This is a genomic window from Clostridium frigidicarnis (genome assembly GCF_900111985.1).
Lineage (GTDB): Bacteria > Bacillota > Clostridia > Clostridiales > Clostridiaceae > Clostridium_Z > Clostridium_Z frigidicarnis.
Genome location: NZ_FOKI01000010.1, coordinates 99,917 through 112,472, shown reverse-complemented (window position 1 = coordinate 112,472; position 12,556 = coordinate 99,917). Strand labels below are relative to the sequence as shown.

Sequence of the window (12,556 nt, the reverse complement as noted above, 5' to 3'; positions counted from 1 at the left end):
TTAAATCTCCTTTATATAATTATATCTTTTTCCAAAAGATTCTAAGATTATTTTTCTTACATTATCACCTAAATGAAGTTGCTTTTCAATTTTTATAAGTAAATATTCTTCAGGGATCAGTTCTTCTATATAATTAGCCCATTCTATTATAGATACGCCGTCACTAAATATATACTCGTCAAAACCTATAGCATAAATTTCATCAGGATCATTAACTCTATAAACATCAAAATGGTATAATTTTAATCTTCCACTATCATATTCATTAACGATGTTAAATGTGGGACTTGTAATATTGTCACTTACATTAAGACCTTTTGCAATTCCTTTTGTAATATGAGTCTTTCCAGTTCCAAGATCTCCAATTAAACAGAATATATCTCCTGAGTTAGCCTTTTCACCAATTTTTCGACCGATTTCTAAAGTTTCTTCAACATTGTTTACTATTAGTTCCATATTTCCTTTAGGCTTAGCCTAAAATTCACCTCTCAATACTGTATTTATAAAACATCAATCCTATATAATTATTACCTCATTACATAATTTTATATTAAAATATAACAATCTGTCTAATAATATTAATAAAACCATTAAGAAGTATTAAAAATATTACTATATAAGCTACAAAGATAGTTTTAATATGTCCACAGAATCTTTGCATATAAGATTTTGGTTAGCGGAGTCATATAAAATTTTAAAGGCTTTGTCGTCATTTAAACCTTTTTTGTATGGTCTATCCTCAGAAAGAGCTTGATATATATCACAAACAGCTAAAAGGCGGGCCTCTTTACTAAGTGAATTTTTAGATAACCTTTTAGGATATCCTGTACCATTTAATTTTTCATGGTGGTTAGAAGCCCAATCACATATATCTTCGATATCTTCTATTCGCTCTAAAATTAAATTAGTATAGTATGCATGAGATTTTATCAAATAAAATTCTTCAGGGGTCAATTGACCATTTTTATTTAATATACTTTTGGGAATAGCTAATTTTCCTATATCATGAAGAAGTCCTGATATCTTCATTTTAATACATTTTTCAAAATCATAATGAAGATGATTTGCTATTGAAAAAGAAAGATCTCCTATATCTCTAGAATGTTTTCCAGTAAAAGAACTGTGCATGTCAACAATTTCACTGAAAATATAAGAGATATCAAGAAATTCATTTAGTGTAATATCAAAATTAAACTCAGGAGTGAATTTTTTAAATATGAAATCATAATTAGATATATTGTCTAGGTTAAACCAGAAGACATCTTTTTTACTAAGTGATAAAAATGCTTCTATAATTTTAGAAGAAAAGATTTTTTGATTTTTAGATACCCAGTTTATTAAATTATCTTTTAATGCAGGAGATGTACTTTCATAATAGGTCGTATCAATAATGTCAGATAATCTTATTATTTGGCTTTCAATAGGTATTAAATCGCCTAGTAATTTAAATGGTCCTGTGCCATTAAAGTTTTCATGATGATACATAACTATATCTGATAAATCATTAAATTTAGGAAATGTGCTTAAAATTTTAGCACCACTTTTGCAATGGTCACTTATAAATGTTGAGCCATCAGTATAGTAATTATTTGCAGAATTTATACCAATATCATGAAGCATTGAGCCTATATAAACTCTATTTCTAATTTTAGAACTTATATTTAATTCGTTGCAAAGTTCCATGGCAATATATGTACATTGCATGGAATGATTAGAAAGTTTTTTATATTCATATTTAACTCTTGAAAAATCTTCTATAACCTTAATTTCAGAAGCTTTTTGGGCTAAATCTAGTGTCATAGCCAAGGCTGAAAGTAAATTATTTGCTCTAATTTTCATAACTATACCTCACATTTTTGATATAATAATTAAGAAAAAATATTATTTTAAATACTAATATTTCGTAGTATAAGGCACATTCAAAAAATAACAAGTCAGTATGTTAGTCTATTTTGTGCCATACTTTGTCAGCGATATTAGCCCATAGTCTATGCTATGAACTAATATCACTTCCTTGTCTGACACAAAATATACATGGCATCTTGGACTTGTTATTTTCTTTCATGTGCCTAAGTAAATTTTAGCATGTATAGAATCATTTAACTATATAAGAATTATGTTTTGATAATAAAGTTTAGGAGGATGCAATATGAAAAGGACTTATAAAATATTAATAGCATTTTTAATGACTAATATTATTGTTTTATCTTTAGTTATATCTAGCCATTATATATCAGAATACAGGGTTAATAAATTAGAAGGAGAAAAAACTAGAGAAACTTATCTATCTATAGTTACTACTAATAAGTTTGTTTATAACATGGTAAAAACTATAACAGGAGATATGCATGACGTAACATATATGTCTAAAGAAGAAAATGAATTATGGGATTTTAAATATACTGATGATAGTGTGAAAAATATAAGTAAAAAGGATTTGTTTATTTTTTCAGGCGCTAACTATGAACCATGGTCATTAAGTTTTGTAGAAGCATTGAAACGAGATAAAGTTACAGCTATAAATGCATCAAGAGGAATAAGAACACTTAATTATTCTGAGGGGATAAAATATAATGATAAAATTATAAAAGAAAATCCATATTATTGGATGAATCCAGAAGAATATAAAACAGCGTTGGTAAATATAAAAAATGCAATAGCAGAAAAAGATCCAAAGAATTTAAATTTTTATAATAGTAATTTTGATGAGGAAATAGAAAAGGTTAATGAGTTTATAGGAGAATGCAAAAAAATAAGTAGTTCTGTAAGTGACTACACTTTTTTATTAAAGGATGAGAGATTAGAATATTTATTGAAATTTATGGGTGTAAAATATATTAATATATCAAATAAAGAAAAAGAAACAAAGTTATATGTAAAAGAAAAAATAAATTTAAATCAAGACGAAAACAGTAGAGAAAATATTAAAGTAGCATATATTTATATATTAGATGATGATTTTAAGACAGATGAGAAGATTATAAATGAATATAATATGAAACCCATAAAACTAAAAAGTTATGATGGTGAAAACAAATATATAGATTTTATGTATGAGAATTTATATAAAATAAATGGATTAATGGGAAATAAATAAATTGATAGAAAATAAAAATAATTACAAATAATTTGAATTTAAAGTTAAATTAAAGTATAATATCAATATATAAATGGATATGTAGAGGGAAGGGGATGAGAAGTATGTTAGTAAAAAGTATAATGTTATTAGAAGAAAAACTTATAACTGTAACTCCTAAAACTTCAATAGGTAGAGCGCTAGAAATAATAAATGAAAATAATTTTTTATCAATACCTGTAGTTGAAGGTGACAAGTTTTATGGCACTATATCAAAAGAAAGAATATATGCTTTTTATTTTGAAAAATGCCAGGACAAACAATGTTTCTTATCAGACTTTAATGTTGAATCAGTAATGCTAACAAACATACCAACAATAGATTTAACCAGTGAAGTTGAAGAGGCTGTTCGTATACTGGAATTAAGAAATATAGCTTTTGTAGCAGTTGTTGATAGCAAAGGAGTATTTCAAGGAATTTTAACACATCATGCAGTATTTGAACAATTTACAAGAGTGTTTGGAGTTAACAAGGGTCATAGACTAGCTGTAATAGCTTATGATGTGCCTGGACAAATATCTAGATTATCAAAGATATTATCAGAAAACAATGCTGATATAATAAGCTTTGTTGTTGTTGATCCTAATAGTGTTTTAGAAGTAAAAGAAATTGTTATAAGAATGGATACTGATAATATAGAATTAATAAAACAGAAGGTATCATCGGCTGGATTTAAGATAATATAAATTTTTATTCTTTGGAAAATTATATATATTTTATGAATGTTTATTCATAAAATACTAGCAGAACACGTAGTTTGTATGTAGATTTTTAATTGCAACATATATATGTTAACAATCTTGAGACGTATATATGTTGCAAGTGACAAGTTGATAGTGACAAGTGAAAAGTTAAGAAAACCTGTGATTTTGAACCTCAACTTGTCATTTGCAACTGCAAACTTATCACTTAAAAATGGTATAGGTACTTTTAAAATAAGAATTTTATGATTGATTTTCAAAAAATATATTGCAAAAAATATACTTTAATTGTATAATATATATTGTTCATAGGGGTATAGCTCAATTGGTAGAGTAGCGGTCTCCAAAACCGTTGGTTCCGGGTTCAAGTCCTCGTGCCCCTGCCAAAAAAACAGTAGATATTTAATATCTACTGTTTTTTTATGCAAATAATTACATAGCGTACCCATGACTTCTTATTTGTTTATGGAATATTACAGTAGTTAAACAACTAAATAAACTGATTAATTGAGATTATGATTTTCATAAAAAATGCAGTGCATTATAAATAAAAGTAATTATAAGAATATTGTAATATTAATAAAATAACAAAGTAAAACCATTACTTTGTTATAGATGTGAATTAAAATACGAATTTTTGATAAATTAATAATAAAAAAACAATAAGGGATTGGCTAAAACTTTAAAAAAGGTATTGAATACTTTAAAAGTGGTATGTTATAATACATATATAAATTCAGATAATTAATGTTAAAGGAGAGTTAAATCGTATGATATTTATCTTAATTACATTTAGTATTATCTACATAATGAATAAAAAGAGAAAAAATAAAAGCTTTTGCGCAATTTCGTATATTTTAGGTGAAAAGCAACAAGTACAGTGTGCCTGCGGAAAATGTAGCCAATGTATGTAATTTTGCAACATAAGTATAATATAATCTAGAAATAACTTAGCTTCTCAAATTAATATTGAGAAGTTTTTTTTATAGTCTCATAGTGTTATATAATAGAACGGCAATGGTATATTAAATGTTTAAACTTAATTATTGTTTTAGTGGAGTTTTATAGTTTTATTAATATTAATTTGATTAACATATTAATAAAATTAAAAAAAGTTTTAAATACATAAAATTGTATTAAAAGACAAATAAGTGTGAAAAGCGGATTATAAGACATTTATTTAGATTAAAATAGAATAATATGACAAGAAGAATTTTAGAAATAGATATATAATTTATAATATAAGGAACTTGAGAAGTAAACTTAACATATAAATTAAGAGGAGAGATGAAAAATGGTAGAAACTCTAGAACAAAATGAGCTGATAAATTCATTTAATAATTTAATTCCATACTTTAAATATTATTTTGAAGAGGAGATAGCATTTACAATTTCTAATACAGAATATTTTTTAAGAGGTGTTGACAGTGAAAATATTAAATTAGGTGTAAAATATGGTGATAAAATACCAGTTGGATGTGCTGCTTATGAATGCTTAAAAGCACAGAAACCTATATCAATAACAGTACCTAAAGAAGTATTTGGAGTTTCAGTAAAAGCACAAGGGGTTCCAGTAAAAGAGAATGGAAGAGTAGTAGGAACTATAGTAATAGCTAAAAGTTTAAAAAGAAAAAAAGAAATGATTGGTCTGGCGGAAAATTTATCATCTTCTTTAGCAGAAATAACTAAAGCACTTCATAGTATAAATAAAGGGATTAGTGAAGTAGCATCACTAAATTCATCTATAAAAACTAATGTAGATATGACATATGTGGAAGCACAAAATACAAATGATGTTATAGGTTTTATACAAAATATATCAAAGCAAACTAATTTGTTAGGGTTAAATGCAGCAATAGAAGCATCTAGATCAGGAGAATTTGGAAAAGGATTTAGCGTAGTTGCTAATGAAATAAGAAAACTCTCTACATCAAGTAGTGAATCTATAAAACAAATAAGTGATGTATTGAATAGTATACAGGGATCTGTTGTTGAAATAGCAGGTAAAGTTAATAAATCAAATAATATTTTTGAAGATCAAGTTGCATCAATACAAGAACTTACAGGTGGAATAGAGAAACTAAATAAATCTGCATTAATTCTAAAGAATATAACAGATTCAATTTAATGTAAATGGACAATCTATTAAGAAAATAATATATATATGCTGTAATTAAAGATCTACATGCAATTCAAGTATGGTTCTAACAATTTTATGAATCAACATTATTACGACATATATACATATAATGATTTGTAAAAGTTGAATCATATATAATTATGATTAATATTACATTTACATAAATAAAAATGAGGAGATGCTGAAATGAAAATTACAACATTGATAGAAAATTCTTTATCACAGGATAAAAGTTTAAGATGTGAGCATGGACTAAGTTTTTATATAGAAACAAAACAGGGTATAATATTGTTTGATACTGGTAAAAGTGGAGACTTTATAGAAAATGCAAATAAATTACACATAGACTTAAATAAAATAGATTATATGGCATTAAGTCATGCACATTATGATCATTGTGGTGGTGTAAGAAAATTATTTGATAACTTTAAAATAAAACCTGATTTCTATGTAAGTGATAAATTTTTTGAAAATAGTAACAAATATTATCATTCAACAGATAATAAAAAATTAGATTTTTCTTGTGATGGAAAAGAATACAGATATATTGGAATAGACTTTGATAAAGAATATATAGAAGGCAAAGGAATAGACATAAGGTGTATAGAACATAGTACAACTGAAATTGCTGAAGGTATATATTTATTTAGTAAATTTAATAGAGAGAATCACCTTGAAAAGATCAATGAGAGTATGAAGATTAAAGTTGATGGTAATTATGTAACCGATAACTTTGATGATGAGATTGCACTTGGAATAGATACGGATAAAGGTTTAGTAATATTATTAGGTTGTGCTCATCCTGGAATATTGAATATGGTAGAAAATATAATGAAGAGTACAGGTAAAACTGTATATGGAGTTATAGGCGGAACACATTTAGTTGAAGCTGATGAAGAGAGAATTAGAAAAACTATAAAAAGACTAAATGAATTAAATATAAGATTAATAGGAGTGTCCCATTGTACAGGAGAAAGTGCATGTAATTTATTTCAAGAAAAATGTGACAATTTCTTTAAAAATTCTACAGGAACAAGTGTAGAATTATAAAAATATTACATAAAAGACTATAAATTTAAAAATATATACATTTTTTGTTGAACATTTTTTTTATGTGATATATAATCTAAGTAGAAATTAAATATTCGAGATTTAGGTACTTAATTATTAAGTTTAAAAGGGAAAGTAGTGAAAATCTACTGCAGCCCCCGCTACTGTTTACGGCGACAAATCTTTATTACCCCACTGGTTTTTAACTGGGAAGGGCAAGAGGAGGATGACCCGAGAGTCAGGAGACCTGCCTAATATCATATGCTAGACTTCGGAGGGAAGGTTAATAGTAATATTGTATAGTATAACTATGCTTTGAACTATGTATATTTAACCTTACCGTTTTTTGGTAAGGTTTTTTTATTTGCAAAATTTAAAACGTTTCCTAAGAATATAAGTAAAAGCTTATGTTATTGTTTGTACAATTATAAAAAATAACTTTTGTATATGATATATATTAAAGATAGGGAGATTGAAGAATATTATGAAATTATTAAAAGAAACTTTAGATAATATTAGAGGATTAAACGAGACACAATGTAAAAAAGCTAAGGACTTTATAGACAATTTATCCAAGCCTATAGGTAGCTTAGGAGTTTTAGAAGATATAGTTATAAGATTATATGGGATAAAGGAAAAAGAAGTAAAAAATATAAATAAAAAATCAATAATAATTATGTGTGGTGACAATGGAATAGTAGATGAGGGTGTATCAGCATGTCCTCAAGATGTAACTACAATAGTTATGGAAAATTTGACAAAAGGTATTACTGGAGTATGCGCTCTTTCTAAATATTATGGAAGTGATTTAACCATTGTTGATTTAGGTGCAAAAAAAGATTTGGATATAGATAAAATAATAAATAAGAAAATAGCTTATGGAACAAAAAACATGTCATTAGAGCCAGCAATGACGAGAGCAGAAGTAATTCAGGCTATTGAATCAGGGATTGAAACTGTAAAAGATTTGGTTGAGGATGGTTATGATTTATTAGGAACTGGAGAAATGGGAATAGGTAATACATCAACATCAGCGGCTATTTTAAGTGTTTTATCAGGAAAAGATCCAGAAACAGTTGTAGGAATGGGATCAGGTCTTACATTAAAGCAATATGAACATAAAAAATATATAATAAAAAAAGCTATAGATATTAATAAACCTAATAAAGAAGACGTTTTGGATGTTTTAAGTAAAGTTGGAGGGTTTGATATAGCAGGTCTTTGTGGAACATTTCTTGGAGCAGCAAGGTATCGGGTTCCTATAGTTATAGATGGATTTATAGCATCATGTTCAGCATTATGTGCATATAGACTAAATCCTAAAGTTAAAGATTATATATTTCCATCACATCTTTCAGAGGAGATTGGAGCAAAATATGTAATGGAAGAAATGGAATTAGAGCCATTGGTTAATTTGAAAATGAGATTAGGAGAAGGATCAGGATGTCCTTTTGCTTTTAATATAATAGAAAGTGCATTATATACAATGCATAATATGGCATCATTTCAGGATGCAGGAATTATAAAAGATGACTATATAGACATAAGAGAAGGTAAATAATATGAACTTTGCTAATATAGCATTAATTTCTAAAGATATAAAAGTTTTAATTATTGGTGGTGGAAAAGCATCTTTGATAAAAACAAAAGCTTTTATTAAAAGAGGATGCAAAGTATCAGTGTGTTCTTTAAACTTTTTAGATGAGCTTTATAAAATTAAAAATGAAAATTTGAAGTTAATACAAGGGTCATATGAAAAATCAATGATAGAAGACAAACATTTTGTTGTTATAGCTATAGATGATGATAAGGTAATTAATGAAATAATTACAGAGTGTAATAATAAAGCTAAGCTTTATTTGAATTGTAAGGATTTTAAAAATGGCAATTGTATAGTACCTTTTCAGGTGGAAAGCAGCACAGTTAATGTTGCGATTAATACAAAAGAAGGGAATCCTAAAGTGTCTAGAATGTTATCACCAATAATATTGAGTATATTAGAGGAAAAAAATGATTTGATAATACTGATAAACAAAGTTAGGCAAGAGCTAAAGGGTCATCCTAAAAAAGGTGAAATTTTAGATTATCTTGTTAGTAAGGAATTCCAAGAAGAATTTAGGGATGGCAATGGTAAAGAAAAACTCAAAGAGGTGTATGAGAAACTAGGATTAAAGATGGAGGAGCAATAATGACAATTAAAATAGGTACAAGAAAAAGTAAATTAGCAGTTGTTCAAACGGATAGAGTCATAGAGATTATAAAGAATAAACATGGTATTGAATGTGAAAAAGTAAAGATAGTTACAGAAGGAGATAAAAGACTAGATGTAACTTTAGATAAGATAGGTGGAAAGGGAGTTTTCATAAAAGAGATAGAGCATTCTCTATTAGATGGAAGAGTTCATGGAGCTGTGCACAGTATGAAAGATATGCCATTTGATATTCCTACTGGGTTTAAACTAGCAGCTACACCTGAAAGAGAAGATGTTAGAGATGCGTTTGTTTCTATAAATGGAATGCATTTTAAAGACCTTCCAAGTAAAGCTAGAATAGGTACCGGAAGTATAAGAAGAAATGCTCAACTTAGAGCTCTAAGACCAGATATAGAGATTATACCTATAAGAGGAAATGTACAAACTAGGTTAGAAAAGATAGAAAAAGAAAATTTACATGGAATAATACTTGCTGCAGCAGGACTTAAGAGACTTGGTATGGAGTGTATAATTAAAGATTATTTTGACCCATATGAGTTTGTGCCAGCTATAGGACAAGGAGCCTTAGGAATTGAGACTTTAGAGCAGGGAGAAAATAATTATATATTTGAAAGTCTTAATGATGAAAAAGTGCGTTTTTGTGTTGATGGAGAAAGAAGCTTTATGAGAACGCTAAATGGTGGATGTCATGTTGTCATAGGAGCATATGCAACTCTTCAGGGAAATAAGATGAATATTATTGGTACATTTCAAGTAGGTAATAAGCTAGTTAAAAAGGATATAGATGGAAATATTGAAGATAACATAAAACTTGGCAAAGCGTTAGCAGAAAAAATAATTAAACAGCTTTAATTAAGAAAGGAGAATTTAAAATGGCTAAGGTTTATATAATTGGTGCGGGACCAGGAGACACAGAACTTCTTACAGTTAAAGCACAAAGAGTTTTAGGTAAATGTACAGCAGTTTTATATGATAGGTTAGTTGGTGGAAACATACTAAAGTATTTAAATGATGATTGTGAAATTTACTACTGTGGAAAAGAGCCAGGATGTCATTATAAAACACAAGATGAAATAAATTCAATGATAGTTGAATTGGCGAAAAAAGGACACGTTGTTGGAAGAATAAAAGGTGGAGATCCTTACGTATTTGGACGTGGCGGAGAAGAAGTTTTATCTTTATTAGAAGAAAATATACAATTTGAGGTTATACCAGGAATAACTTCAGCTATATCTGTTTTATCATATGCAGGAATACCTGTAACCCATAGAGCTATATCTCAAAGTTTTCATATAATAACTGGTATGAGTAGTGTTTCTTCAAAGGTAAATTGGGAAGCTCTTGGAAAAATAGATGGAACATTAATATTTTTAATGGGTGTTGAGAACATAGGCACAATAAGCAGTAATTTAATTAAGTATGGAAAAGACGAAAATACACCTTGTGGAATAGTTAGAAGAGGAACTACAGCAAATCAAAGAAAACTTATAACAACTTTAAAAGATGCAGAAAGAATGATTAAAGAAGAAAATTTTAAATCACCTTGTATTATAGTTGTTGGAGATGTGGTTCAATTTAATGATAAATTTAACTGGTATGAGAAGAAAGAATTATTTGGAACTAATCTTTGTATAACAAGGCCAAAAGGTCTAGGAGACAGTCTATCTGAAAAAATTAAAGATTTAGGTGGAGAAGTTACAGAAATTCCTGCTATAGAAATCAAGAAAACGCCAGAGGTACTTGATGATATATTGGATAAATTAAATACATATGACTATATTGTTTTAACAAGTATAAATGCTGTTAATATATTTTTTAATTATTTAGTACAAAAAAATATTGATATAAGAACAATAAAAGCAGATTTTGCTGTTATAGGAAATGCAACAGAGGCTGTATTGAAAAAAAGAGGAATTATATCAAAGATAAAAGGAAAAGATTTTACAGGAGAAGGACTACTTAATGCATTATATCCTGAAATCAATAAAAATCATAGGATATTAATTCCATGTTCACTTTCAAGTAGAACTTTATTAAGAGATGAACTTGAAAAAAGAGCAATGGAGGTTAATTGTAAATATATATATGAGCCAATAATTCCTAAAAGGATAAATAATAGAGCTTTTGATGATGTTAATGTGGTTTTGTATACTAGCCCATCAATAGTTAATAATATGATTAAAATATTTGGTCTAGAGTCACTTAAGAAAAAACAATCAATAGCAATAGGACCAATAACACAAAAAGTTTTAGAAAACAATGGAATAGACTCAATTATATGTGATAGGCCTGAAGAACAGGCAATAATAAATACTTTAATAAACTTTGGGAGGAATACAAAATGTTAAAGAGACCTAGAAGATTAAGAGAAACTGAAAGTTTAAGATCAATGGTAAGAGAAACTCACTTAAGACCAGAGGATTTTATATATCCTATATTTGTCGTTGAAGGAGAGAATATTAAGGAAGAAATAAGTTCTTTACCAGGAGTTTATCATTATTCAGTTGATTTACTTGAGGAAGTAGTAAAAGAATTAGATGAATTTAAAGTAAGAGGAATAATGGTATTTGGATTACCAGATCATAAGGATGAGTGTGGATCAGAATCATTTAATGATAATGGAATAGTTCAAAAAGCTGTTAGAAAACTAAAGGAATTGTCTGAAAAATTAGTTGTAATAACAGATTTATGTATGTGCCAATATACAAGTCATGGACATTGTGGAATATTACATGGACATTCAATAGATAATGATGAGACATTAGAATATATAGCGAAAATAGCAGTATCTCATGCAAAAGCAGGAGCTGATATGATAGCACCTTCAGATATGATGGATGGAAGAGTATTAGCAATGAGAGAAGCTTTAGATAAAGAAGGATTTAAAAATGTATCAATAATGGCATATAGTGCTAAATATGCATCAGCATTCTATGGCCCATTCAGAGCTGCTGCTAATTCAGCACCTCAATTTGGTGATAGAAAAAGCTATCAAATGGACCCAGCCAATTCAAGAGAAGCTATGAGAGAAATTGAACTTGATATAGAAGAGGGCGCAGATATAGTTATGGTTAAACCAGCTATGGCTTATATGGATGTAATAAGAATGGCAAAAGATTCTTATCCAAATGTTCCACTTGCTGCGTACAATGTTAGTGGAGAGTACGCTATGGTTAAGGCAGCAGCTCAAATGGGATACATAGATGAAAAATCTATAGTATATGAGATGCTTTTAGGAATGAAAAGAGCAGGAGCTGATATGATAATAACTTATTATGCTATAGATATGGCAAAATGGCTTAAAGAAGAGGAATAAA

The 12,556-nt window shown here is 27.9% G+C and carries 11 protein-coding genes, 1 tRNA gene and 1 riboswitch; of the genes, 10 read left to right on the top strand and 2 right to left on the bottom strand.

From position 1 onward, the window contains the following. Together tsaE and BM119_RS08400 are read right to left on the bottom strand one after the other, a co-directional pair. A complete protein-coding gene (gene tsaE, locus BM119_RS08405) occupies positions 1-456 on the bottom strand; it encodes a tRNA (adenosine(37)-N6)-threonylcarbamoyltransferase complex ATPase subunit type 1 TsaE (protein ID WP_090040532.1) in 456 nt (151 codons plus the stop codon). A gap of 165 nt (positions 457-621) precedes the next feature. After that, the gene (locus BM119_RS08400; protein ID WP_090040530.1) at positions 622-1,839 is read right to left on the bottom strand and encodes an HD-GYP domain-containing protein; all 1,218 of its coding nucleotides are present in this window, start codon (positions 1,837-1,839) and stop codon (positions 622-624) included. 310 nt (positions 1,840-2,149) lie between these two features. On the opposite strand from BM119_RS08400, the gene BM119_RS08395 reads away from it, so the two are divergent. The 10 genes from BM119_RS08395 (at position 2,150) to hemB (ending at position 12,555) form a co-directional block, all read left to right on the top strand. After that, positions 2,150-3,097 (top strand): metal ABC transporter substrate-binding protein, encoded by a 948-nt coding sequence (locus BM119_RS08395; RefSeq protein WP_090040528.1) that lies wholly within the window; start codon positions 2,150-2,152, stop codon positions 3,095-3,097. Between the two features lie 104 nt (positions 3,098-3,201). Next, positions 3,202-3,822 carry a CBS domain-containing protein gene (locus tag BM119_RS08390; protein ID WP_090040526.1) on the top strand — a complete coding sequence of 207 codons (621 nt, stop codon included), beginning with the start codon at positions 3,202-3,204 and terminating at the stop codon, positions 3,820-3,822. A gap of 325 nt (positions 3,823-4,147) precedes the next feature. Next, a tRNA-Trp gene (locus BM119_RS08385) sits at positions 4,148-4,223 on the top strand. A 908-nt stretch (positions 4,224-5,131) separates the two neighbouring features. Then, complete coding sequence (locus tag BM119_RS08380) at positions 5,132-5,965, top strand: methyl-accepting chemotaxis protein (protein ID WP_090040525.1); 834 nt, start codon at positions 5,132-5,134, stop codon at positions 5,963-5,965. A gap of 198 nt (positions 5,966-6,163) precedes the next feature. After that, positions 6,164-7,027, top strand: coding sequence for an MBL fold metallo-hydrolase (locus BM119_RS08375; protein ID WP_090040523.1), 864 nt, complete (start codon positions 6,164-6,166; stop codon positions 7,025-7,027). A gap of 87 nt (positions 7,028-7,114) precedes the next feature. Then, positions 7,115-7,296: riboswitch (cobalamin riboswitch) on the top strand. A gap of 215 nt (positions 7,297-7,511) precedes the next feature. After that, entirely contained in the window at positions 7,512-8,588 is a 1,077-nt protein-coding gene (cobT, locus tag BM119_RS08370; RefSeq protein ID WP_090040522.1) for a nicotinate-nucleotide--dimethylbenzimidazole phosphoribosyltransferase, read from the top strand. Position 8,589: 1 nt separating this feature from the next. After that, positions 8,590-9,216: an NAD(P)-dependent oxidoreductase gene (locus tag BM119_RS08365; RefSeq protein WP_090040520.1), complete on the top strand. Its 627-nt coding sequence runs from the start codon at positions 8,590-8,592 to the stop codon at positions 9,214-9,216. Then, on the top strand, positions 9,216-10,091 hold the full coding sequence (gene hemC, locus BM119_RS08360; RefSeq protein WP_090040519.1) for a hydroxymethylbilane synthase: 876 nt from the start codon (positions 9,216-9,218) through the stop codon (positions 10,089-10,091). Before BM119_RS08365 ends, hemC begins: the two co-directional genes overlap by 1 nt. A gap of 20 nt (positions 10,092-10,111) precedes the next feature. Next, positions 10,112-11,587: a uroporphyrinogen-III C-methyltransferase gene (gene cobA, locus BM119_RS08355; RefSeq protein WP_090040517.1), complete on the top strand. Its 1,476-nt coding sequence runs from the start codon at positions 10,112-10,114 to the stop codon at positions 11,585-11,587. Further along, positions 11,581-12,555, top strand: coding sequence for a porphobilinogen synthase (hemB, locus tag BM119_RS08350; RefSeq protein WP_090040515.1), 975 nt, complete (start codon positions 11,581-11,583; stop codon positions 12,553-12,555). Before cobA ends, hemB begins: the two co-directional genes overlap by 7 nt. Position 12,556: the final 1 nt, after the last annotated feature.